Annotated in this window: 19 protein-coding genes and 3 rRNA genes; all 22 read right to left on the bottom strand. The window is 30.7% G+C overall.

The window, feature by feature from the left end; genetic code table 4:
- Positions 1–18: 18 nt before the first annotated feature.
- The 22 genes from ESOMN_RS01385 to ESOMN_RS01280 all read right to left on the bottom strand — a co-directional run bounded on the left by ESOMN_RS01385 (position 19) and on the right by ESOMN_RS01280 (position 26,299).
- Positions 19–1,362 carry a cell division protein FtsA gene (locus ESOMN_RS01385; protein WP_024863886.1) on the bottom strand — a complete coding sequence of 448 codons (1,344 nt, stop codon included), beginning with the start codon at positions 1,360–1,362 and terminating at the stop codon, positions 19–21.
- Between the two features lie 13 nt (positions 1,363–1,375).
- Positions 1,376–2,305: a 16S rRNA (cytosine(1402)-N(4))-methyltransferase RsmH gene (rsmH, locus tag ESOMN_RS01380; RefSeq protein ID WP_024863885.1), complete on the bottom strand. Its 930-nt coding sequence runs from the start codon at positions 2,303–2,305 to the stop codon at positions 1,376–1,378.
- 1 nt (position 2,306) lies between these two features.
- Complete coding sequence (gene mraZ, locus ESOMN_RS01375) at positions 2,307–2,738, bottom strand: division/cell wall cluster transcriptional repressor MraZ (RefSeq protein ID WP_024863884.1); 432 nt, start codon at positions 2,736–2,738, stop codon at positions 2,307–2,309.
- A 132-nt stretch (positions 2,739–2,870) separates the two neighbouring features.
- Positions 2,871–3,050, bottom strand: a complete 180-nt coding sequence (gene rpmF, locus ESOMN_RS01370) for a 50S ribosomal protein L32 (protein ID WP_024863883.1) — start codon at positions 3,048–3,050, stop codon at positions 2,871–2,873.
- Between the two features lie 11 nt (positions 3,051–3,061).
- A complete protein-coding gene (locus ESOMN_RS01365; RefSeq protein WP_024863882.1) occupies positions 3,062–3,568 on the bottom strand; it encodes a YceD family protein in 507 nt (168 codons plus the stop codon).
- Positions 3,568–5,943, bottom strand: a complete 2,376-nt coding sequence (gene pheT / locus ESOMN_RS01360) for a phenylalanine--tRNA ligase subunit beta (RefSeq protein ID WP_024863881.1) — start codon at positions 5,941–5,943, stop codon at positions 3,568–3,570. Before pheT ends, ESOMN_RS01365 begins: the two co-directional genes overlap by 1 nt.
- A 10-nt stretch (positions 5,944–5,953) precedes the next feature.
- Positions 5,954–7,009: a phenylalanine--tRNA ligase subunit alpha gene (pheS, locus tag ESOMN_RS01355; RefSeq protein WP_024863880.1), complete on the bottom strand. Its 1,056-nt coding sequence runs from the start codon at positions 7,007–7,009 to the stop codon at positions 5,954–5,956.
- A gap of 64 nt (positions 7,010–7,073) precedes the next feature.
- Complete coding sequence (locus ESOMN_RS01350; protein WP_024863879.1) at positions 7,074–7,685, bottom strand: hypothetical protein; 612 nt, start codon at positions 7,683–7,685, stop codon at positions 7,074–7,076.
- A 70-nt stretch (positions 7,686–7,755) separates the two neighbouring features.
- Positions 7,756–12,390: an ABC transporter permease gene (locus tag ESOMN_RS01345; RefSeq protein WP_024863878.1), complete on the bottom strand. Its 4,635-nt coding sequence runs from the start codon at positions 12,388–12,390 to the stop codon at positions 7,756–7,758.
- Between the two features lie 86 nt (positions 12,391–12,476).
- Positions 12,477–12,584, bottom strand: a 5S ribosomal RNA gene (rrf, locus tag ESOMN_RS01340).
- Between the two features lie 89 nt (positions 12,585–12,673).
- Positions 12,674–15,584: ribosomal RNA gene (locus ESOMN_RS01335) — 23S ribosomal RNA — on the bottom strand.
- A gap of 218 nt (positions 15,585–15,802) precedes the next feature.
- A 16S ribosomal RNA gene (locus ESOMN_RS01330) occupies positions 15,803–17,327 on the bottom strand.
- The 16S, 23S and 5S rRNA genes sit together here, the layout of an rRNA operon.
- 378 nt (positions 17,328–17,705) lie before the next feature.
- On the bottom strand, positions 17,706–19,121 hold the full coding sequence (locus ESOMN_RS01325; RefSeq protein ID WP_024863877.1) for an NADP-dependent glyceraldehyde-3-phosphate dehydrogenase: 1,416 nt from the start codon (positions 19,119–19,121) through the stop codon (positions 17,706–17,708).
- A 109-nt stretch (positions 19,122–19,230) separates the two neighbouring features.
- The gene (locus ESOMN_RS01320) at positions 19,231–19,992 is read right to left on the bottom strand and encodes a TrmH family RNA methyltransferase (RefSeq protein WP_024863876.1); all 762 of its coding nucleotides are present in this window, start codon (positions 19,990–19,992) and stop codon (positions 19,231–19,233) included.
- Between the two features lie 7 nt (positions 19,993–19,999).
- Positions 20,000–20,503, bottom strand: coding sequence for a dUTP diphosphatase (locus ESOMN_RS01315; RefSeq protein WP_024863875.1), 504 nt, complete (start codon positions 20,501–20,503; stop codon positions 20,000–20,002).
- 172 nt (positions 20,504–20,675) lie between these two features.
- Entirely contained in the window at positions 20,676–20,918 is a 243-nt protein-coding gene (locus ESOMN_RS01310; RefSeq protein WP_051445534.1) for a S1 RNA-binding domain-containing protein, read from the bottom strand.
- Positions 20,919–21,034: 116 nt separating this feature from the next.
- Complete coding sequence (locus ESOMN_RS01305; protein WP_024863873.1) at positions 21,035–22,315, bottom strand: glucose-6-phosphate isomerase; 1,281 nt, start codon at positions 22,313–22,315, stop codon at positions 21,035–21,037.
- Positions 22,316–22,418: 103 nt separating this feature from the next.
- On the bottom strand, positions 22,419–23,408 hold the full coding sequence (locus ESOMN_RS01300; protein ID WP_024863872.1) for an aldo/keto reductase: 990 nt from the start codon (positions 23,406–23,408) through the stop codon (positions 22,419–22,421).
- A 72-nt stretch (positions 23,409–23,480) separates the two neighbouring features.
- Positions 23,481–23,840, bottom strand: a complete 360-nt coding sequence (locus ESOMN_RS01295; RefSeq protein WP_024863871.1) for a MerR family transcriptional regulator — start codon at positions 23,838–23,840, stop codon at positions 23,481–23,483.
- A gap of 130 nt (positions 23,841–23,970) precedes the next feature.
- Positions 23,971–24,576: a 5-formyltetrahydrofolate cyclo-ligase gene (locus tag ESOMN_RS01290; protein ID WP_024863870.1), complete on the bottom strand. Its 606-nt coding sequence runs from the start codon at positions 24,574–24,576 to the stop codon at positions 23,971–23,973.
- A gap of 58 nt (positions 24,577–24,634) precedes the next feature.
- A complete protein-coding gene (locus ESOMN_RS01285; protein WP_024863869.1) occupies positions 24,635–25,063 on the bottom strand; it encodes an iron-sulfur cluster assembly scaffold protein in 429 nt (142 codons plus the stop codon).
- 12 nt (positions 25,064–25,075) lie between these two features.
- Entirely contained in the window at positions 25,076–26,299 is a 1,224-nt protein-coding gene (locus ESOMN_RS01280; protein WP_024863868.1) for an aminotransferase class V-fold PLP-dependent enzyme, read from the bottom strand.
- Positions 26,300–26,384 lie beyond the last annotated feature (85 nt).

Genomic DNA, 26,384 nt, shown 5'->3' with positions numbered 1-26,384 from the left:
CCTTGTAATTTACAAATTTTAATTTGTTTCCTTTTTATCAATTATTATACCTTCATTTAATAGAAACAAAGGTTTTAGTTTAGGGTTTTCACTATTGTCTTTGTTGTAATTCTCTTTATTAATGAAGGTTTGATTTTTAAGTCTTTCGTTAATTGTTTTATGATTTTCTGTGTAAACTGAAGTTATCATACGATTTTGTTTCTCAACATTGCGATTATCCATAATCCTTGTTGAACCAATAAGAGCTTCCATATTTATTGAATTTCTAATTCCCATAATTGTTTCACTATAAACAAACTCATTGTCTAAAATATTTTTTTTCAAAAGTGCTTCTCCACCAGGGATTTTTCGGATTTCTCCAAAATTATAAATAATTAAATTTTGATCTTTTTTATTATTTTGTAAAGATTTTGCATTATTGTAAATTTCTGAAATTTGCTTTTGAATAATTAATTTAAGATTTTCTTTAGTATTTTTCTTTAGCGATTTAGTGTCGCTATCTCATTTATAAAGAATATTTGAATCAATGATATTAGTTGAATTAAAATCAACTAAATTGTATAAATACTTATTTGCAATATTTTCTTTGATTTTTAAAATTTTAGCGATTATCACTCTAACCGAAGCTAAACCTTGAGGAATATATTTATAATCTAATAATGCACCATTTGCAAAATAAGCTGCTTCTATTGAATTTTCACCTCAATTGACAATCATCATTGATCTTTTCTTTTTTAAATCTTGATCAATGTTACGATATAAAGCTTCAATATTTAAATAAAATGATAGTATTTCTTTACCAATCATTTTTACTACTTGAATATGCGTATTATAAACAGTTTTATCAATTTCATAAGTTTTAGAATCTAAGCCAATTTTATGACCTTTTAATTTTAAAATTCCTTCAATATTAGTTAGATTGCCATCTAAAAATCAATTTATACTCTTAGAATTAATAATTTTATAATCATTGTTCACAGCTTTTTGTTTTGTTAAACTAAGTAAATTAAGAATTTGTTCTCTCTTCACTTGTCCTGGAATATTTACATCAGATTCAATTAAAATTTCTTCATATTTATTGCAAATTTTAAGATTTTTTGAAGGAAGAATTATGCTAATTTTTGAAAGTTTATAACCATTATAAGATTGTTCATATTTTTCACAAAAATCATTTAGATATTTAGCGGCAGCTTTAATGTCAATGATTTTGCCTTCAGCATCTAATAAATCTTTTTTAGAATTATAACTTTCTTTGTATAAAACTAAAATGTCATTTTTATCGTTGTATTTAATAACAGAAAAATTGTAACTATTATTTTGAACTTCTCAAGTTGCATAAATTCTTTTATCAAGTATTTGCATAATTTTTCACCTCCTATTTCTTTTCTATCGCTCAAAGCTTGGCGCTATGTGCACGATTATTTATCTTTAATTCTGTCTTATCTGCCCGAACAGGTTTTTTAATTACAAGTTTAAACTCAGTGTCTGATTCAATTTCAATAGGCAATGTAGAAATCACGGTATCTCTTGGTGAAATTGTTAATTTTTTAAAAGTTTCCTTAACAATTTTTTCTTCTAAAGAGTGAAAAGTTATAACAACAATGCGTCCTTTTGAATTTAACAATTCTAAACTTTGTTCCAATGAATCTTTGAAAACTTCGATTTCATTATTGACAAAAATTCGTAGCGCTTGAAAAGTTTTTTTAGCTGGATGTTTTTGAGCTTTAAGAACTTTTTGAGGCAAAGAAGATTTGATTACATCTACTAATTCCAAAGTTGTATTAATTGGTCTTTTTAAAATAATATTTTCAACTATTTTTTCAGCAAAATTTTCATCACCAAAATTCTTTAAAATTTTCACCAAATCATTAGGATGATAAGTATTAATAACTTTAGCAGCTGTCAATGGATTATTGATAGGATCCATGCGCATATCTAACGGGCCATCAAAACGATAACTGAAACCTCTAGCACCAACATCTAGTTGTGGCGAAGAAACCCCTAAATCATATAAAATACCATCAACTTTAAAGACATTTTTAATAGCTAACAATGCGGAAATATTTAAAAAATTTCCTTCTAAAATTTCAAAGTTAGGTGAAATTTTTGTTAAAACTTCTTTTCCTTCTTTAATCGCAGTAGGATCTTGGTCAATTGCAAATAATTTACCAGTTGATAGCTTTTTTAAAATCTCACTAGAGTGCCCACCTCTTCCTAAAGTGCAATCTACATAGATGCCTCCAGGTTTAATATTGAGAAGCTTAATTGACTCTGTTAATAAAACTGGCACATGTAACTTTTCCATATTAACCTACATAACCGCTTAATAAGTCAGCTACTTTTTCCAACTCTGAGCTATTCGCTTCTAAATATTTATTATATTTGTTCTTATCTCAGAGTTCGATTCTTGAACCAACCCCGATAACAAAAACATCTTTAGCAATCCCTGCTAAAGTTAGTAGATTTGATGGAATTTTAATTCTTCCTGAAGAATCAATCTCTGCTTCAGCTGAATTTCCAAGAATTTCACGTTGAAGCAAACGTGCCTTAGTACTCATTGTTGCTAAAGACAAAATACTATCAATTCATTTTTGATATTCGTCAGCACTTCTGATTTCCAAACTGCATTCAAATCCTTTAGAGACAAAAACGACATTTCCTAATTGACCGCGCATTTTCGAAGGGATAGTCAAACGCAATTTATCATCTAATTTATTTTCAAAAGTTCCTAATAACATATGACACTTTTCCCCACTTTCACCCACTATATATATTATTATTACATATTTTTAAAAATATGCTATTTTTTGACTTAAATTTTGCAAAAAGAAAAGGCAAGGTTAAATCCTTGCCTTTTCTTTAAAAAATAATTAAACTTCAACTTTTTTAATTTCTTTTCCTTTGTAGAAACCACATTCTCTACATACATGGTGAGGTTTGATCATAGCACCACAGTTTGCACATGAAACGATTGATGCTGAAGCCAATGCTAAATGAGAACGTCTTTTGTTTTTAGCAGCCTTACTGGTTTTTCTAAATGGTACAGCCATACTAACACCTCCTATTTGTTATTTTTATTTGAAAATTCGTTCAATTTTTCTCATCTTGGGTCTGGGTCTTCACGGTCAACATCTTGAAGATATTCTTCCTCAGACATTACACTTCATCCAGAACCAGTCTTAGAAATTATACCATGATTAATTGTTAAGTTTAAAGGGATATTCATATTTATTTGTTCAATAGCATATGCTTCTATATCGAAATCATCGCCAAAAATAATGTTAGCATGATCGTTAAGTTCAGAATTAAAAGTGTAAACATCATTTCAATCAATTTCATTTGTATAATGAAATTCATGACCATCACGTGCATCAATTGCTAAAAGCTCAAAATTAATAATTCCTAAAATTTCAACAGTTTCAATTTTACTAAAATATTTTAGATCAATGTCAAATTCTACATTTAAAAATTTTTTAATTAGTGGATTAATGGATTTGTAAATTTCTAAATTTGGTAATTTTTTTTTAATTTCTTGACTAAAATTTTTACGTAACTCTTTATGTAGCATTAACGCACAACTCAACTTTTAAGATTAGCATTATTTAAAATCTTGCTTCATTCAGTGGTAATATCTTTTTCATCCATTTGTTTATCAACATTATTAAAAGTAAAAGAAATAGCTAAAGATTTTTGGTTTTGTTTAATTAATTTTTCGTCAGTGTATTCATCAATTAATTTAATATTAATTAAGTTATTTACTCCCGCAGTTAACTGTTTAATAACATCTTCATATTTTATTTCATTATTTAAAAGCAACGAGATATCTCTTGTTGAATGTTGAAATTTAGACAAAGCTTTGACACTATATATTTTTTCTGAATTTTTTTCAACAATTGATAAATTAAGTTCCAACCCAAATGTTTTGCTAATTTTTTTAATGTTAGCATGTTTGGGATTAACTTGAAAAATGTAACCCAAAACTTCGTCTTTAAATTTTATTTCTGCATTTACATAAGGATGAATTTCATCAATTACGTTTTCTAAAACTGAATAGGTAATCTTACTTGCGTCTAATTTATATTGAGAAAAAATATTTTCAGCAACACCTTTTAAATAGAAGTAATTATTTACAATTGAAGAATCATTCATTTTATCGTTCAAAACATCGCCAGAAACTAAAATTGCCAAATGTTTTTGTCTTTGTAAATCATTTGTATAAACATCTGCTGTTTCCCAAAGTTTTACTTTTTTATTGTCTATTGCAGAGTTAAATGCAGAAACCTCTATCAAAGAACTAATTAAAGATAATCGATAAGTTTCGTGTAGTTTGGATAGTGGCGACATTAAGTTTACTGGTTCTTTGAGTTTAAAAAGATTTCATTTCAATACTTCTTCTTTTGCTAATAATGAATAAGTTTTAGTGTTGTTAAATCCAAGACCAATTAAATAGTCAGAAATTTTATTTTGAATTTTTGCTTCCGTTTTTTTAGTATTTTCTCTGGCAATAATAGTTGGAGCAACTTCTTGGATGTTGTCATAACCATATAGTCTTGCGATTTCTTCGCAAATATCATATTTTCCATATAAATCAGTTCTATTAAGATCAACTGTAAAAATAAGTTCTTCATCATTTCCAGAGATGCTAATGTCTAACGTTCTAAATAATTTTTTAATTTTTTCACTACTTAAATTTGTTCCTAAAAAATCATTAATTTTTTTTAATGAAATTTTAAAGACATTGTTTGTATTAGGTTTTTCTATGACAACATAGATACTTGAAAGGCTTGTTAATAAATTATATCTTTCCAAATTTGCAACTAAAACTTTTGATGAAAATTCAAAAAGATTAGAATTTAGTGGTTTCATAAATCTTTGGGTAAATGTATTAGAAATATCCAAATTTTTTTGTTGTTTACGCATTAAATTTGTGTTCAAATTTAAATAAATCCCCATAACCTTTTCAGTTGTTTCAGAAACCTTAAATTCTTGTTCTATATCTTGACCAATAATGTTAATTATTTTATTTTGATTAGTTAAACAAATAAAATCTTTACCCTCAAGATTTTTTAATTCTAATTTAATTGAACCTCTAATTTTAGTTTGATCAATTAAAATAATTGGTTGACCAGATTCAATAGCCACAATATTTGCAAGATCTTCAAAGTTATTTTCTTTAGTTTTTACATTATTTAATTTTAATCAAATATCATCTGCTGCTTCTAAAACAAATTTTTGATTCTTAATACAAAATTCTTGAAATGCCAAAGTATTAATATCTTTATTTAAGTCCGATTCAACTTCAAATATTGCATTTGAAGTAAATGATGAAACTGTTTGAGGATTTAAATAATTTCAATCAATGTTAAGTTTAAAATAATTAGCAATTTCTTTAATTAATTGCGTTGCCCCTAAAGCATCACTACGATCTAATGTTAGATCCATATCTCAAATATAATCATCAAAACCAATCGCATTAATTGATTTACCTATATTATCTTTAGTGATATTAGCGGAATGAATTTCGTAAATTGAGTCAGCTTCTTTTTTGCTTAAAAAAGAATTTTTAATTCCTATTTCATTCAAAGCACAAATCATCCCTTGTGATTTGTAACCTCTAATTTTTCTCTCTCCAAGTGTTAACCCATTAGCGATAGTTTGTCCGGGTTGAGCAACAATCACAAATTGTTTAGCATTAACGTTTGGAGCCCCACACACAATCTCTAAAATATGATTGCCTACATTAACTTTATTAAATCTCAAATGAGTTCCTTCAATCTGTTGAGATTCTTCAACATATCCAATTACAAGTTGATCATTTCAAGTTTTAATGTCGTGTTCTTCTTCAACTTCAAAACCTAAAGAATTCAGAGCAATAGAAATTTGTTGATTAGTAACATCTTTTAGATTAATAAATTTTGATAATCAGTTTCTTGTTAGTATCATCTATTTTCTCCTATTCTCCATAAAATTTAAATTGATCTAAAAATTTAACATTATTTTCGTAAAAAGCACGAATATTAGTAACTCCAAACTTTAACATTGCTATTCTTTCAATTCCGATTCCAAATGCTAATCCAGTAATTTTTTCAGGGTCTAAACCATTTAATTCCAATACTTGCTGATTGATCATTCCTGAACCCAAAATTTCAATTCAACCAGATTGCTTACATAAAGCACATCCTGCTCCATTACATTTAAAACAAGAAACATCAACTTCAACTGAAGGTTCAGTAAATGGAAAGTAACTTGGTCTTAAACGAATATTTACTGAGTCATTAAATAATCTTTTACACATATATTTCAAAACTCATTTTAGATTTGCAAACGAAATCTTAGGACCAACTGCAAAACCGTCAATTTGCATAAATTGATGAGAATGAGTAGCATCGTCGTCATCTCTACGGTAAACATTACCATAAGAAATTGCTGCTAAATTTTTGGTTTCTCCACTTTGCTCTTGAGCTAATTTAGAAAGCATTCTCGAAGTCATGTTTGTACAATGAGTTCTCATAACAGTTTCTTCATTAATATAAAAAGTATCTTGCATATCTCTTGCTGGATGTCCAAGAGGTAAATTTAAATTTTGGAAATTATATAAATCTAATTCTACTTCAGTTCCATTAATCATTTCATAACCAATTTCTGTAAAAATATCAGAAATTTCTTCTATCACTAAATTCAAAGGGTGTTTAGTCCCAAATGAAAAATCAGTGCCTGGTTTTGAAACATCGATTTTATCATTAAGTAATTTTCTATTTAAAATTTCACGATTAAATACATCTAATTTTAAATTTAATTTATTAGCAATTTTTGCACGCGCTTCATTAGCGGCTTTACCTAGCTCTTGCTTCGTTGTTGCATCAGCATCTTTCATCATTTTTAGAATTTCATTCAATGGTGAAGATTTACCGGTAAATTGCTGCTTAATTTCTTCTAATTGTTCAACATTGTTTACTTTATTAAGCTGATCATTAAAATCTTTTAAAATTAACGTTATTTTTGCTATCATAATAAGTCCTTCCAATACATATAATTTTACTCTTTTTACTACTTATTTATAAGAATTAAAAGTTTTAAATTAATGCTTTTAATTTAATTTCTTTTAACATTAATTGTTTATCGTTAATATCTTTATCATATTGCAAATCTAATAAACCGAACGTTTGATCATTTGGCATTTGTTTAAACATAAACTTAACTATTTTACGAAGTGCCTTTTGAAAATCTAAACGCAATTTTTCTTTTCGGAAAGCAAAAAATAAATTTGCGTCATATTCAACACCTCTTTCAATTGTGTTTTTGCGCAAGGCATCATCAAAAATTCAACCAATAAAATCTTTATTAATAAATTCTCTCAAGATAACGTAAAGTTCTAAAAGTAATGTTTCATAAACTTTACTAATTTTGTCCTCAAAATCTAGTTCTGTTAGATAGCGCTGAGCTGCTTCAGTTGTTAAATTAAATAATTCTCTTATTTGTTCAATCTCTTTTTCAATAGCATCAATCATTAATGCTGAAAATTGATAATCTAAACTTGTAGAAATGTAAGTTAAAAAAGTAGGTTTAGATAAAATTTGAGGAAAGTTTTCAAATTTTCATTTTAAATTGTAAGGCCCATATTTAGTGTCGATAATTTTTCCTTTTTTTTCTTGATTAAATTTTTCTATTAATTTACTGTAATCCATTGGTTTCTCCATAGTTATATCTTTATTAATTTTATAATAAAACTCCAAGGTTTTACCTTGGAGTTTTTGATTACATAAAGTTAGTAATTTGATTCAATTTACGTTTGTTAACTTGTTTGTAAGCAGTGTACCAACCCAGTCCAATAATTCCAGATAGAACTAAAAAAGTTACAACTAATGCTTTTCACTCAAATGGTAAAAAAATATAAATTTGATATTCATTACCAATCACTGTTAAAATTATATACCAAATCAACATTGATAAACCGTAAGCAATTATAAATGAAATAATTGCTCCAATAATATATTTACCCATTACTACTCAATTGATTTCTTTAGTTTTATAACCAAGGGCTCTCATTGTCAAAATAATTTGTGAAGCTTCATCAACAATAATGTTCATGACAACAATTAAAATTATTGCTAACAAGAAAGTTTGTAAAACCAAGAAAATAATCATGATTGTATTGAATTGCTGAGTAACATTATCAACTGTTGCTAATAAAATATTGTATGGAGCAACACCAGATTTATCACTTATGAATGCTAGATTAGGATTTGTAACCAATAAAAGATTTTTATCAACCCTAAGAACATTAGGTAGTTCGGGTAGCATGCTACCAAAAATTGACATAAAAACTGATGAATCGTTTTTAATTGAAAAAGTTAATGACAAACCTTTAAATTTCATTGAAGATATTGACTTACTAATGTTTCAGACATCAACTTTACCTTCTAATAAAGTTTCGTTAGAATACATACGGTCAAACATCATTTCTTGTGAAACTTTAAATTCTTCATAAGCTTGCTTTCTAAACATTTGTTCAGCATAGTTATCATAATCAACAATAATAGGTCAATCATCAGTTAAACTAAATGTCATTGATTTATTTATACCAACAATTTGAATTGTAAATGGTTTTAACAAACTTGTGCGTGAAGTCATATAAACAATATCATTAACTTCTCAATTCATTTTTCTTGCAACCGCATAAGGAATAATTGCTTTTAAAGCAGTTTCATCTTTTTTGAAGTTAGGATTGTGTAAAGTTGCAAAAGTATCATTTGAAACTCCAGAGAAATTTAAATTATTTCGAATATCACCATATTTTCAATCTTTAAAATCCATAGCATAAATAGCAACATCAACTGGATTTTCGTAATGTTTTCTATCCAGTAATGCTTCAAAGCTGTTAGAAAGTGTTTCGGTGTTTTTATTAAAAAGTAATTGATTTATCGCTATGATAGATTCTTCTTTTAAAGAATTGGGTTTGTCAATCATCATTGATGTAGTAATAATTGAGATAGCTGATTTAGATAACCCAGTAAACGATAGTCCATCTTGATTTTTGGTTTGATTTATTTTCGCTTTTAAAATTTTGCTTGAAATTACATCTTCAATTTTAGGGTTAGTAATATCATCAGAAATTAAACTTTTTAAATCAATTAATGGATTATTAATAATTTTTCAATATTTGTCATTTTCGGGATTAAAATTTTTTAAAATCAAATTATTACTAATTTGTTTATAAACATCATTTATAATTTGCGATTCATCTTGAACAAAAAGATTTTTATTTAAAGATTCGTCAATGATATCTTTAGCTAATTGTGTTGCAAAACTTTGCGCTAATTCAAACGACAAAATTCTTGAAATATCGCTTAAATAAATATTGTTATATTGATCAAGTTTATTGGAAGCGGTAATACCAAATAAAGTCATTTCAAATTCTTTGACAAAATCTTCGATATTGCCACCGTTATTAATTGAACTTAAATCAATTTTATTCTTATTATCATTCAATCAACTTTTTAAAATTTCTGTAATATCTTTGCCTTCAATAAATTCTTTAGAAATGTTATCAAAGGATTCATTCATAATTTTGTAACTTAATATAGGATTTAAGAAATAATGTGCATCTGTAATTCCGGTTCCGTTATTAATTGAACTAGTTTCGTTATTCTTGTCTTTAATAATTTGCAAAATTGCTGCTTCAGGAAGAACTTGTTCAATTTTTTCACGACCTCAATCGGTTTCGTTATATTTTGAAGTGACATAGCTTAATAAAATTCGTGCACGATAACGTGAATCTGATGAAGATTTGGATGAGTTTAGCTCATCATTAACTGAACCTGATTTTGAGTAATCAATATAATTCATTTTAGTTTTTTCGAATTCTCTTTTGTTATTAATGTATCAACCGCTATCTTCTGAAATGTCGTTAAATGAATATTTAGATCTATTAGTTCAATAAAGTTGATGATCAGTTTCTGATTTAAGAGAGGCAAATCCTTGTTTAACGGTTTGATCAATTACAGCTTGATTAGCAAACATAATTGTGTAAAGCAATGAAGAAAAGGCAAAAAGTGTTTGAACAATAATGAATTTACCTCGTGCTCTAGCCACAAATGAATTTTGAATTCTGTAAGTAAAACCTTTACCTCTTTTTGATAATGCTTGGGCAATTAAGCTTTGTCTTCTTATTTTTTTTGGTATTTTAGAGCCATTATTAATTAATGATAATGTTGGCTCTAGTAAATAATAAATTGTAACACCATAAGAAACCAGCATCATTCCTAGCGGAATAATTAAAATAATTATAATCATAAATAAAGGATTTAAATAAACAGATTCAAAATCAAAAGTTACACTACTTTCAAATATTGAAGCTGAATATTGTTGTAGGGGTATTGATAACGAATAACCTACAATAACACCAAATGACATTGTAATTAAAGTTTTAAGAGCAAAAATTCATGATAATTCGGAAACTTTATAGCCAAATGATTTGAAAATTCCTAATTGACGACGAGTTTCATTAATTTCTTTTTTAATTATAAAATTAATAAAAACAAATGCTAAAACTAAGAACACAACACCTAAAATTAAATAACTAATAATTTGAATATTAGTCATTAATAATGCTCTCGCTGTAGGAGAAGTATCAAAGCTATCAAAAGCCGATGAAGTAACACTAATAATTGTTTTATCTTTAGTTCCTAAAAACAATTTTTCCATATTAACATATTTGTTAGTTTTGATTCTGTTAATAAAATCATTTTTTCGGTTTTGCCCTTTGGTTGAATAATATCATCTAGCTTCCTTGATATCCAATAAGTTTTGGTTAGAAACATAACCGATAGCATAGGTTTCAAAATCTTGGACAAAATTTTTAAAACCTTTTCCTGGAGCTAAGTTATCATATTTAATACCAATTCCTGAGATTGTAAATTCTGTTTCACTAGTAAGTTTTTTATCACTGTTAGAGTTTTTATCACCTAAAATTAAAGAATTTTCATCACTAACAGGAACAGTAATTTTATCACCAATACTTAGATCATTTAGTTTTGCATAAGCTGGAGATATTACTATTTCGTTAGGATTTTTTGCTAGACTACCAGTATCTAATAAAACTCTATTAAAAGTACTTTGATTATCTGAACCATACAATTCAATTGTTAAGGTAGGAAAAACAGAACTTGCATCACTTTTTTCATAAATGAAGTGAGGATCTGTTTCATATTCAATAATTTGTGAACCATTTTTTTCATTGTAAGCATCGTAAATTTTGGTTTGAATTAAATTTACAAAATTGTTGTTATAGTTATTTTTTAATTCTTTTCTAAAATCATAATTTAAAAACATCATTGGTAAATAATTTATATCAAAAGCTAGTTTTTCCTCAATTATTTTATTTTTTAATTTTGAAAATCTATCTTCGATAATTTTTTTAATTTCAGTAATGGCATTGCTTGGGGTTATTGTTGCAAAATCTTTAATTCCCAAAATTTCCATTTGGTTATTTTCTAAAAAAGAATTAATTTGAAATAATATTCTTGAACCTCAAAGTATTGCCTCTTTTGAGGTAATTTGTAAATCTTTAATTAAATTTTCCAATTCTTGTTTGTAGCTTTCAATAATGTTATTTTTCACAATATCAAAACGCTTATCAAAAAAAGCACTAGTTTCTTTTAAATCATCAACATAATAAATTCCAGTTCCAATTGTTGATGTTGCATTTCCATTATTAAATGACGATAAAGGACTTATTATCATTTTAGCAATTTGAGCTTTAGCATTTGCAAAAGCTGAATCAATTTCGTCTTGATCATTTTTATCGATGTCTCCTAACTCAATATTTGTAATAATTTGTTTGAAAATATCAACTCTAATGACTGCTAAAATTTCATAAAATTGTTTATTAAAAATTGGTCGAGAAAAAATTTCAGAAAAAATTTCACCACCAAAAAAACTATCATAGTTTTTGTCAACAAAAATGTCATCACTAGGTTTAATTTCTGCGCCATCAAATTTTAAAACAGGAATTTCTAATAAATCTTTAATTGAAGTCGGCAACGGAATCTCATCTAAAAAAGTACCTTTAGAAGTCGGGTCTGTTTCGCTAAATAAATCTGGATTAATTTTTAAATCATCTTCGGTTGAATTTTCAATAAATCTATTTAAATCGTTTTTAAAAATGTAATTATAAACAAAATCTTTATCTAAATCTAGACCACTTTTACCATAATAATCAAAAGTAACTGTACGGTCTTCATAAGCTTTAATTTTATTACTTAATTGCAAAGGTGTTGAAAGCATTCCCACCAAAATCGCAGTTAACATAATAATGAAAATTAATGTCCCTACTAATGCTGTTAAATTTTTGGTAAAAGTCTTTAAATATGATTTAATAATTAAACGCATTTTTAAAAACCTCCCGATATTCTATTAATTTTATCATTAATATTATTTTTTTAAATAAAAAAATTTCCTTTCGGAAATTTTTTACGAACTGGCATTGTGCTACTTTCTCGCATTGCAATATCATCGCCGCTAATGAGCTTAACTTCTGTGTTCGGCATGGGAACAGGTGTGACCTCATCGCCATAAACACCAGATCGATTTTTGTTTGAATTATTCTTTGAAAACTGAATACTAGATTGAAATATCGTTTGTTTTATAAATGTGCGTATTTTAAATAGATTTTATCTAAAATTCACTCGAACTATTAGTAATGGTTAGCTTAATACCTCGCGGCACTTACACATCCATCCTATCAACCATGTGGTCTACATGGGTTCTTACTTCTTACGAATGGGAAAATTCATCTTAAAGGAGGCTTCTCGCTTAGATGCCTTCAGCGATTATCCTTTCCACATATAGCTACCCAGCTGTGCCGTTGGCACGACAACTGGAGCACCAGGGATGTGTCCAACTCGGTCCTCTCGTACTAGAGTCAGCTCTCTTCAATTTTCCTACGCCCACAACAGATAGGGACCAAACTGTCTCACGACGTTCTGAACCCAGCTCGCGTACCGCTTTAATGGGCGAACAGCCCAACCCTTGGAACCGACTACAGCTCCAGGATGCGATGAGCCGACATCGAGGTGCCAAACCTCCCCGTCGATGTGAACTCTTGGGGGAGATCAGCCTGTTATCCCCGGGGTAACTTTTATCCGTTGAGCGACGGCCCTTCCACTCGGGACCGCCGGATCACTAAGTCCTTCTTTCGAATCTGTTCGACTTGTAAGTCTCGCAGTTAAGCATTCTTCTACCTTTGCGCTCTATGTATGATTTCCAACCATACTGAGAATACCTTTGAGCGCCTCCGTTACATTTTAGGAGGCGACCGCCCCAGTCAAACTACCCACCAGACACTGTCCCTAACCCGGATAACGGGTTGAGGTTAGAAATTCGAAGTAACGAGGGTGGTATTCCAAGGTTGGCTCCACACGGTCTAGCGACCGTGCTTCAAAGCCTCCCACCTATCCTCTACACGTTACACCAAATTTCAATATCAAGTTATAGTAAAGCTCCACGGGGTCTTTCCGTCTAGTTGCGGGTAACCAGCATCTTCACTGGTACTAAAATTTCACCGAGTCTACAGCCGAGACAGCGAAGAGATCATTACACCTTTCGTGCGGGTCAGAACTTACCTGACAAGGAATTTCGCTACCTTAGGACCGTTATAGTTACGGCCGCCGTTCACCGGGGCTTCAATTCAAAGCTTCGCCGAAGCTGACTTCTCCTTTTAACCTTCCGGCACTGGGCAGGTGTCACCCCCTATACTTCGTCTTACGACTTAGCAGAGAGCTGTGTTTTTGTTAAACAGTTGCCCCTCCCTCTTCACTGCGGCTCACATAAAGTGAGCACTCCTTCTTCCGAAGTTACGGAGTTATTTTGCAGAGTTCCTTAGCTATAGTTTTCTCGCTTGCCTTAGGATTTTCTCCTTGATCACGTGTGTTCGTTCTAGGTACGGGCGATTAGTTATTAAGTTAGAAGCTTTTCTTGGAAGCGTAGAGTCATGTACTTCGTTACTAGGCGAACCGTTCACTCCCCATCACACTTCAGTGTTGAGTATTGCGGATTTGCCAACAATACCACCTTTGTGCTTAGCCCAGGACAACCAACGCCTGGGATACACTATCTTTCTCCGTCACTCCATCACTAACTAACCGGTACAGGAATATCAACCTGTTGTCCATCGACTACGCTTTTCAGCCTCGCCTTAGGTCCCGACTAACCCTGGGTGGACGAACCTTGCCCAGGAAACCTTGATCAAATAGCATGAGGGATTCTCACCCTCAAACGTTACTCATGCCGGCATAATCACTTCTAAGCGCTCCACTGGTCCTCACGGTCCAACTTCATCGCCCTTAGAACGCTCCCCTACCACTGTACTTACGTACAATCCGTAGCTTCGGTAGTAAACTTAAGCCCCGGTACATTTTCGGCGCAGAATCACTCGACTAGTGAGCTGTTACGCACTCTTTAAATGATGGCTGCTTCTGAGCCAACATCCTAGCTGTCTGTGCAATTCCACATCCTTACACACTTAGTTTACATTTAGGGACCTTAGCTGACGATCTGGGCTGTTTCCCTCACGAGCATGGACCTTATCACCCATGTTCTGACTGCCGCACAATACGACTATGGCATTCGGAGTTTAATTCTATTCAGTACCGCTAGGTGCAGCCATCATAGATTCAGTGCTCTACCTCCATAGTTTTAATTGCGACGCTATCCTTAAAGATATATCGGGGAGAACTAGCTATCTCCGGGTTCGATTGGAATTTCACCACTAGCCACAAGTCATCCACGGTCTTTTCAACGAACGTTGGTTCGGTCCTCCATTGGGTTTTACCCCAACTTCAACCTGCTCATGGCTAGATCACCCGGTTTCGTGTCTACTGCTGCATACTGAACGCCCTATTAAGGCTCGCTTTCACTACGGCTCCGCGTTTATCCGCTTAACCTTGCATGCAACAGTAACTCGCCGGCTCTTTCTACAAAAAGCACGATGTCACCCCTTAACGGGCTCCATCTTCTTGTAAGCATATAGTTTCAGGAACTATTTCACTCCCCTCTCGGGGTACTTTTCACCTTTCCCTCACGGTACTGGTTCACTATCGGTAAAATGGTAGTATTTAGGCTTGCCGAGTGGTCTCGGCGGATTCCGACAAGGTTTCACGTGCCTCGCCGTACTCAGGATACTTCTTCGAGATCAACACATTTCGTATACGGGGGTATCACCCTCTATGCCCAGATTTCCCAATCTGTTCTACTATATGTTGACTTTGTAACTCTAACAAAAGTCCTACAACCCCGCCCCGTAGAGCGGTTTGGCCTGTTCCCCGTTCGCTCGCCGCTACTAGGGGAATCATTAATTTATTTTCTTTTCCTCTTGGTACTAAGATGTTTCAGTTCCCAAGGTTCCCTTCACGCCACCTATGTATTCAGTGGTCGGATAATACGAGGTAAATCGTATTGGGTTTCCCCATTCGGATATCACCGGATCAAAGCTCACTTCCAGCTCCCCGATGCTTTTCGCAGGTAGTCACGTCCTTCTTCGGCTCCATTTTCCAAGGCATTCACTATATGCCCTTACTATTTTTTAGAAAAAATCTATTTGCAATTTATAACAATTTTAGTTTTTTTTACTGATGTCAAAATTTTTATGTTTTTTAAACAATAAGAAAATTATATATTTCATCTAATATTCAGTTTTCAAAGAACAATTCTGATTTCTCAGAGATTAAATTAATAACCTCTGAAAACTAAATAGAACAGAAACAGTCAAGCAGTTCACTTCTGCTTTTTAATAATAACTCCATAGAAAGGAGGTGATCCATCCGCACGTTCCCGTACGGATACCTTGTTACGACTTCACCCCAATCGCTAATCCTACCTTGGGAAGCGCTCTCCTTGCGGTTAAGCTACCTACTTCTGGTATTACCAACTCTCGTGGTGTGACGGGCGGTGTGTACAAGACCCGAGAACGTATTCACCGCGGCATAGCTGATCCGCGATTACTAGTGATTCCGGCTTCATGAAGGCGAGTTGCAGCCTTCAATCCGAACTGAGACCGACTTTTTGAGATTAGCTCCCCATCACTGGATTGCGACTCTTTGTATCGGCCATTGTAGCACGTGTGTAGCCCAGGACATAAGGGGCATGATGATTTGACGTCATCCCCACCTTCCTCTAGCTTACACTAGCAGTCTCGTTAGAGTCCTCAACTTAATGATAGTAACTAACGACAAGGGTTGCGTTCGTTGCGGGACTTAACCCAACACCTCACGGCACGAACTGACGACAACCATGCACCACCTGTCTCAATGTTAACCTCCACTATATCTCTATAGCTTTGCACTGGATGTCAAGCCCTGGTAAGGTTCTTCGTGTTGCTTCGAATTAAACCACATGCTCCACCACTTGTGCGGGTCCCCGTCAATTCCTTTGAGTTTCACTCTTGCGAGCATACTACTCAGGCGGAGTACTTAATGCGTTAGCTGCAGCACCGAGGTAATCCCCGACACTTAGTACTCAACGTTTACGGCGTGGACTACTAGGGTATCTAATCCTATTTGCTCCCCACGCTTTCGTGCCTCAGCGTCAATAACAAGCCAGTAAACCGCTTTCGCCACAGGTGTTCTTCCATATATCTACGCATTTCACCGCTACACATGGAATTCCGTTTACCTCTCTTGTATTCTAGTGATGTAGTTTTCACGGCGAACCGAGGTTGAGCCTCGGGATTTGACCATGAACTTACAAAACCGCCTACGCACCCTATACGCCCAATAATTCCGGATAACGCTTGCCACCTATGTATTACCGCGGCTGCTGGCACATAGTTAGCCGTGGCTTTCTGGTAAGGTACCGTCAGTTTAAGAGCATTTCCTCTCCTAAGTTTTCTTCCCTTACAACAGAGTTTTACGATCCGAAGACCTTCATCACTCACGCGGCATTGCTTCATCAGACTTTCGTCCATTGTGAAAAATTCCCTACTGCTGCCTCCCGTAGGAGTCTGGGCCGTATCTCAGTCCCAATGTGGCCGATCAACCTCTCAGTTCGGCTACGTATCATCGCCTAGGTGAGCCATTACCTCACCTACTAGCTAATACGCCGCATCCTCATCATAAAGTGTTCCAAACGGAACTTTCAACATCTTCTCATGCGATAATGATGTTCACATGCGGTATTACCCTTCGTTTCCAAAGGCTATCCCCCGCTTTATGGTAGATTAGATACGTGTTACTCACCCGTTCGCCACTGGGGTGCAAGCACCCCCGTTCGACTTGCATGTATTAGGCATGCCGCCAGCGTTTATCCTGAGCCAGGATCAAACTCTCATTTAAAAAATGTGATTTGAAACTGACTGCTTCTTTTGTTGTATATTTATTACTCAATTTGAATTAAATTGATCAAGATTTGTACAATAATTGTTCTATTTAGTTTTCAAAGATCATTTTCGTCTGTTCCAACGAACGACTTTTAGATAATATCAAGTTTTAAAATAAAAAGCAATAGTTTTTTTAATATATTATTAAAAATTTTTTATTAATTTTTTTTAAATGTTCTAATTTCTAAAGTTCGTTCACTTGACGACAAATATGATAATAAACGATTGCTTTTAAAAATACAATATATATTTTTCACTTTTTTATAAAAAATAAAAAAAGCTTTATTTTAAAGCTCTTTTACGATTTTAAGCACTTTTAAACACTTAATTATGCTTAGTAATTAATAACAATTCCTTTATATCTTGTTACTGATAATAATGCTTCATGAATTCCTTGAACTCCTTGTCCTGAATCTTTAACCCCTAAGAAAGGGAAAGAATCTGGTCCACGTTGTGATTTTCCATTAATATTAACTGTTCCAACTTCAATTTTTTTAGCTAAATGAATTGCTTGTGCAATATCTTTTGTATAAATTGAAGCTTGCAAACCAAAATTAGATTTATTAATAACTTCTATACTTTGTTGTAAATCATCAATTCTAATAATTGGTAAAACTGGTCCAAATGGTTCTTCTCAAGCTAAACGCATTTTAGTTGTTACAAAATCCACTAAAGTTGGATAAATTAAATTAGCTTCACGTTTATCTCCGGTAATTACTTTTGCCCCATCCTTTTTAGAGTCTTGAATTAGTTCTCATATAAAATCTGCTGACTTCATATCAATAACTGGAGTAATAAAAGCATTATCTTTTGGTGAACCCACTTTTAACTTCTTAATTTTGTCAGCTAAAATCGGAACTAATTTATCAGCAATAGCATTTGTGGTAATTACACGTTTAACTGCAGTACAACGTTGTCCTGAATAAGAAAAGGCCCCAACAATAATTTCGCTTGCATATTTTTCTAAATCAGAGTCATCCATTACTAAAGCGGGATCTTTTCCTCCTAATTCTAAAACAATATCTTTTGAAGTGGCGATATCTAAAATTCGGTGGCCAATATCTACTGAACCTGTAAAATTAATAAAATTGATTTCTTTGTTTTGCGTAATTAAATCCCCAATTTCTCTTCCTCTTCCTGTTACAACATTGAAAACTCCCGCTGGTAATCCAGCTTCAACTGCTAATTTTCCTAACATTGAACCTGTTAATGAACCTGCTGTTGCTGGTTTGAAAACTAATGTGTTACCCATTACTAAAGCTGGAGCAATTTTAGACATTGCTAAATTAATAGGAAAGTTAAAAGGTGAAATAGCCAAACCAACACCTTTAGCGACATGTTCAAAGGTTCCTAATTTATTAGCAACCCCGAAATCTTGTCCCGTTAAAGATAAAGGTTGCATACGTTTAGCTTCTTCAAATGTGGCGTCCATGTATTCAACGCTTCGCATAACTTCGTTAACAGCATCGCTATGACTTTTTCCCACTTCTGCCATGATAATTTGTGCTAGTGCTTCTTTTTGTTCTAGTAAAAGGTTTGATCATTTTTTTAAAATAGAGATTCTTTTTAACAATGATTCACTTTCTCAAGCTTTTTGAGCAGCTCTTGCTGCTTGAAAAGCTTGATTGATTTGTTCTGCATTTAAAGCAGCGACAGTTCCTGCCACCAATAACCCATCTGGATTGATAATTTCTAATTGTGATTCGGTTTTAATAAATTCGTTGTTAATTACAGCGTCAAATTTGTACATTGTGCGTCCCTTCTTGCTTTGTAAATTTAATCACTTCTAAAAAAAGAACTAGAAATGATTACCTTTATTATAACTTAAAAATAGTAACAAAAAATGGAGGAAACCCCCATTAACAATTTTGAATATTATACATAATAAGTGAACCGGCAACTCCGGCATTTAAAGATTCAACTTGGACATCCATTTCTACTAAAACATTAAAATCTATAAGCTGTGAAATTTGAGAAGAAATACCATTAGCTTCATTGCCGATGATTAAAGCATATTTACTTTTCCTGCTTCAATTTACATCATTTAACATTTGAGCATCTTGATGCAAGGTTGTTCCAATAATTTGATAATTATTGTTTTTAAGAATTTCCATTGTGGTTATTAAATTTTGATTAATTAAATTAACTTGGAAAAAGTTACCTTGAGTAGAACGCAAAACTTTGTCGTTATAAAAATTCACTGTATTTTCTGAAGCGATAATTGTTTTAAAATTAAAGGCTGCTGCTGAACGAATTAAAGTTCCTAAGTTTCCTGGATTTTGTAATTGATCTAAAATTAAAATATTGTGTTCTAAATCGATTGTTTGTTCTAAAAATTGACAAACAGCAAAAAGATTTTGGCTAGTGACAACATCACTAAGTTTTTCAGCAATTGGGTTGGTAATAACAAGTATCTCTATGTTTTGAGTATTTAAATGGCTTAGAGTTTGCAATTGTTCTTCTGATCCAAGTAAAGTTAAAACTAAACCTTTTTTAAAAGCATCTTCAATTAAGTGTTTACCTTCAATTAAAAATTTTTTTTCAACTTTACGGACTTTTGCTTCCTTTAATTTGACAATTTTTTTAATTTTATTATTACTAAGTGAAGTTATATATTCCATGAGACTCCTAGTAATTATTATTTTGTCTTTCAAAGTTTATTTTGTTTTTAATTTTGTAAGCATTCAATAATTCTTCTTCACTATAATTTTTGATTTTAGCTATATTTAAATAACAAGATAATAATTCTTGATAAATTACTAAATCAAATTCCTTACTAAATTTAGCTAATAAACTAATTATTTCAAAGTAACAGTCAAGATTTGTAGTTGTTTTAAAGTTTATCATTGCAAAATTATTAAAATCAACATTAATTTGATTGCCAATACTTAAAATAAAGTGCAAACCATCGATATATTCATCAAGTTGCATAGCCAAATCACTGCTTGGTTTTTTTGATCAATATTTAAATGAACGTTCTTCATTAGCGTATTCTCCAAGTTCTACTAAAAAAGCAATAATTTTTTTACGTAACATTTCTTTATTAACTTTTAATTGATGATTTTCAACAATGTAGGCATCTAATTTCTTTTGTTGTTCACTTAATCAAATAATATTATTTTTAGTAATCATGACTCTCTCCATTTTCTTTCAATAATAAAATTATAAATTAGTTTAAATATTAAAAAATCACCAAATGGTGATTTTTTTACAAATAACAATTTATAACTAATGCATTGTAACTGACAAGTAACAGATTTATTTAGTATTTAAAATGTTTTATTTGTGTGGCGTATTATTCAAATTAATCGTTGTTAACTTGTTTAATAGATAATTTTAATTGGTTTTTAGCTTCATCAATTGACAAGATTTTAACTTCAACTTCTTGTCCTGGTTCAATAAATTCGTTAATATCACGAATAAATTCATTTGCGATTTCACTAATGTGGATTAACCCTTTGTAAGTTTTTCCATCAAGTTCAACTGCACAGAATGCTCCAAATGGTGCTATATCTGTAATTTTTGCTTTTACGATTTGATTTATCATTTTAAATACCTCCGACAATATTAATAATATAGGAATGAATTAACAATTACTTTGTTTTTTAAAAAAAATAAAAATAAAGGAATTAGTTCCTTTATGTATTTATCATATTTATTTAATTATTTAACCCCTGGTTTACCCAATAATTTAAACATGTTGTATTTGTAAATCTCAACTCCAGGTTGATCAAATGGGTTAACTTCCAACAGATATCCTGACATTGCCACTGCTAATTCAAAGAAGTAAACTAGATAACCAAGCATTTCCTCATCCATTTTTTCAAATTCCAAAATAATATTTGGCATTTTTCCTGAATTAACATGAGCATCAATAACTCCTTCAATTGCTGTAGAGTTAATTTCATGGAATGTTTTTCCAACCAAGTAATTTAATCCATCTAAGTCATCTTTGTCTTTTGTAATTTTCATATCATTAACAGGTTCAACTATTTTAATAACAGATTCGAATAAAACACCTCTTGTTCCTTGTTGAACTCATTGACCTAGAGAATGTAAATCTGTTGAAAAAATCATTGATGTTGGATATAAACCTTTACCATCTTTTCCTTCTGATTCACCAAACAATTGTTTTCATCATTCGTTTATGTATTGCATTTGCAATTCATAAGAAACTAAAGCTTCTGCTTTATATCCTTTATTATATAAAGCGTTACGTGCTGCAGCATATTTGTAAGCTTCATTAGTTAGGTTGTCTTGGACTAAATTGTTCATAGCTTTAATAGCTCCAGTAAAAATTTTGTCTGTATTGACTCCCGCCACCAATAAAGGAAAAATTCCAACAGGTGTTAAAACAGAAAAACGTCCTCCGATATTATCTGGAATAACAAAAGTAAGATAGCCTTTATTATCAGCAAGAGTTTTTAAAGCTCCTTTTGATTTATCTGTAATAGCCACTATTAAATCTTTTGATTTTTCAATTCCAACTTGCTCATTCAATTGTTGTTCTAAGGTTCTAAAGGCAAGTCCCGGCTCAGTTGTGGTTCCTGATTTAGAAATAACACAAATTCCAAATTTTTTATTTTTTAAATATTTTGATAATTGTGCAACATAAGTTGAACTCATTGTATGTCCAGCATAAACAATTTTAATTTTGTCAAAATTATTAATTCCTCTAATCATTTCGTCTGCTGCTCTAATACCTAAATAAGAACCGCCAATTCCAACAACCACTAAAACATCTATTTTATCCCTTAATGAAGAAGCCGCTTTTTTCATTTTTTCGTATTCGTTTTTATCAAATGTTTTTGGTCATTCAAGTCAACCTAAAAAATCGTTACCTTTTCCTGTTTTGTTGATTATCATTTTATGAATGTCTTTAACTTTTGTCTCGTTTAAATCATTTTTCTCTAATCCTGAATATTGCAAATCAACTTTAATCATATATTTTCTCCTTAATATATTTAACATTACAAAAAATATTATACTCTAATGAAATAAAAAAATAGCACGAGCAGCACGAGCTATTTTTTAAAAAATTATTAAATTATTTATCAATTGATTTTTCAGTTTCTTCGCTGTATCTGTGTCCTAAAATTTCAATATTATCTAGTTTTTGTTTAATTTCCTTTAATTCTTTTTCGGTAAATTTAACTTCAGCACCAGATAAATTTTGTTTTAATCTTTCAATTTTTTTTGTCCCAGGAATAGGAACTATCCATGGTTTTTGAGCTAATAACCAGCCAAGAGCAATAGCTGCTGGAGTTGTTTGTTTTTTAATTGATAATTCTTCTAAGTATTTTACTAATTTATAATTTTGTTCAACGTACTCCGGTGTGTTAAAACGAGGGATTGAATTTCGAAAATCACCTTCTGGAAAAACAGCACCTGGCTTAATTGCTCCTGTTAAAAATCCTCTACCTAATGGCGAAAAAGGCACAAGTCCGATTCCTAATTCCTCTAATGTCGGAATTACTTTTGATTCCGCTTCTCTTCAAAACATTGAATATTCGCTTTGTAAAACTGTAACTGGGCAAATTGCATGAGCCCTTCTTATTGTTGAAGCAGAAGCCTCGCTTAAACCTCAATGTTTAATTTTTCCTTGTGTAATTAATTCTTTCATAACTTGAGCAACTTCTTCAATTGGAACATTTGGATCAACTCTATGCTGATAGTATAAATCAATGTAATTGGTTTGTAGTCTCTTTAAAGATCCTTCTAATGCTTTTAAAATAGCTTTTCTACTACTGTCTAAACCAATATTTTTTCGATTTTCATCAAACTTAAAACCAAATTTAGTTGCAATAATAACATCTTTTCTAAATTCCTTTAAAGCTTCACCCACAATTTCTTCATTTGTGTCTGGTCCGTAAACTTCTGCTGTATCAAAAAAATTGACACCCATTTTATATGCTTCTTTCAAAAATTTAATAGACTCATCTTTTGAAGGAAATGGAGGTTGACTATAACTTAAACCCATGCATCCTAAACCAATTTCTGAAACAATTAAATTATTTCCTAAGTTTCTTGTTTTCATAACTATTTCTCCTTTGAGTTTTTATCCTCAAAATTATGATATTTAATTAACATTACTTTAATGCAAGCGAAATTATAAATTTTGTTTATATAAATTTTGTTTATATTTTATGTATTCTAATTGTTCTTGTAATTCTTGCATTTTTTTTAGAACAACTTTTTCTTGTTCTAACATCATTTCCAATCTTTTGGAATAAGTATTGTTGCCTTCCATTGCTAAGTTAATATATTCTTTGATTTTCGCTAAAGACATTCCTGATTTTTTTAAACAAATAACAATATTTACTCATTCTAATTTATCCTCGTTGATAAATCTGTAGTTTTTTTCATCTCTTTGAAAAAAAGGAAATAATCCTTTTTTATCATAAAACCTTAATACATATTCAGGAATATTTAGTTTAGTTGAAATATTTTTCATATAAAGTTTTTCCATCATAACCTCTTTCTTTTAAGAACTTAAATTTATTGTAAAAGATTAAACATACTTTAATGCAAAAAAATAAAAAAATAGGCTTTTAAACCTATTATTGATGTTTCAATTTTGCTGATAAAATAACCAATATTTAAATAAAACTTTGATTGTTTTCAAGAAATGAGTTTGGCAAGTTGTTTTCAGAAACAATTTCATCTAACTTAACATCAAAATTATTTGCATCAATTTTTTTGTTGGAAAATTGTGTGTATTGTGCTAAGCCGATTTTGTAACCTTTATATTCATTTTCGTTAAATCAACGATCATAATAACCTTTGCCTGAACCAATTCGCATCAAGGTATTGTCAAACGCAACTACAGGTAAAAAAACAGCATCTAATTCTTTAGCATTTCTTAAAGATTCGCATTTTTCTATAGGTTGAATAATATTTAATTTTTGATTTTTTTCTAGGTCATAAGTTAAATTTTTGATTTTTTTGAAAATCATTTTATTTTCGTTTATTTCACATCTTGGTATATAAATATTGATCTTATTAGTTAGGCAAAAAAATAATATTTTTTTAGTATCAATTTCGTATTCATTAGAAATGTATATACCAATATTTTTTAAATTGTTTTTTTGAATAAAAAATATTATTTTTTCAGAAATAATTTCGGAACTTTCGATAATGTAATTTTTCTTCAAAAGTTTTCTAATTTTTAGAAATCTTTCTCTTATTAATTTTTTATTTTCCATGATTTTCAACTACTTTCTTAAATATTACAAATATTTATATATTATATTTTTAACTTGCTTAATTTTCTTGTAAAAATTTTTTGATTCCATCTGAAAGAAGTGTTGCACACATTATTCTATTTCTTTGTTTGTGAACATTTTTAAAAGCAAGCAAAGAATCATTTTCAAAAGCGTCTTGTTTACCTAATTTAATTAAATCTTCAAAATTAGTAATAATCGCTAATGCTTGAGATTTATTTTTGTTCAAAAGCTTGTTAATAATCATATCGGCTGCAGCGGTTGCAATTACACAAGCTGAACCTTCGAATTTTAAACTTCTCAATATTGTATTTTCAATTTCGATTTCAAGTGTCAATTCATCACTACAAGTAGGAGAATTTAAATCAATTTTTAAACTATTAGAAGAATTTGTAAAACCTCTATTTTTTGATTCTGTATAATGATTTATAATGATTTTTCTTAATTCTTGATCTGTATATTGTTCCATTTTTGCAAACCCCTAAAAAATGACATCTAAAAACTTATCAATGTTATTTAAAGCTTCAATAAGAACATCAATTTCTTCTTTTGTATTATAAACCCCAAAACTAATTCTTACTGATGTTTTTTCTCCATACACTTCTTCAGTTCTTCGAGCACAATGAGCGCCACTTCTTGAAGCAATTTTGTATTTAAAGTCTAAAAAGTGAGTAATATCTTGAGGATTAACGTTTTTAGCATTGAAATTAAGAATTGGAGCATGATTTTCTAAGTTATAAAAATCTATTTTTAAATCTAATTTATTAGCTTTAATTTTATTTCTTAAATAATCTTTTAATTCGTGTTCGTGTTTTCTAATTTTTTCAATTTTTATTTCTTCTAAAAAATTTAAAGCGGCCAAAAAAGCAGCAATAGCTGAAATATTTGGTGTTCCTGCTTCGAATTTAGCAGGAATTGAAGCCAATTTATAATTTATTAGATCTTCGCTAATTTCTTTGCTCATTCCTCCGCCATAAAAAATTGGCAACAATTCATTTAAAAGCGCTATTTTACCTCACAAAACCCCTAAACCAAAAGGCCCATACATTTTATGTGCTGAAAATGCAATAAAATCAACATCTCAAGATTCTACATCAACATTAGTATGAGCAATTGTTTGGGCACAATCAACAACAATTATTATATTTGGATTAATCGTTCGCACTTTTTGAACAATTTTTTTAACATCATTTTCAAAACCTATGGTGTTTGAGGCGTGAACAAAAGAAAAAATTTTGGTTTGAGGCGTGATTACTTCAACCAATTTATTAATATTTATACCCGTGTCTTTATTAAGCGGAATTTTCACTATTTGGGCTTTTTTTTCGTTAGCAACAATAATTCATGGCAATAAATTAGCTGAATGTTCCATTGTAGTGACTAAAATTTCGTCTTTTTCATGAATAAAATTCTTCAAACCAAAAGCAATTTGATTAATAGAATGAGTAGTCCCGCTAGTAAAAATAACCTCATTGGTGTTTTTTGCATTAATTAGTTTAGCTGTTTTGACTCTAGTTTCGGTAATAATTTCAGTTGCTGCAAACCCAGTTTTGTAATCTATTGCATGTGGATTGGCACTAATATTTTCTAGATAACTAGTTTCTGCTTGAATAACACTTATAGGTTTCAAGGTTGTCGCTCCATTATCAAGATAAATTAGTCCCGGATTGTTTCTTAAAATTGGAAATTTTTCTCTTATTTTCATATAATTACCTCGCTATAGAACTCACTTTATATTTTTAATTATTATAACCTTTTAAAGTGTATTTTCCTTTATAATTATATTTGTA

The sequence above is a fragment of the Williamsoniiplasma somnilux genome, from assembly GCF_002804005.1.
GTDB classification, from domain to species: Bacteria; Bacillota_I; Bacilli_A; order Mycoplasmatales; family Mycoplasmataceae; genus Williamsoniiplasma; species Williamsoniiplasma somnilux.
This window is presented reverse-complemented; position numbering and strand designations above follow the sequence as displayed.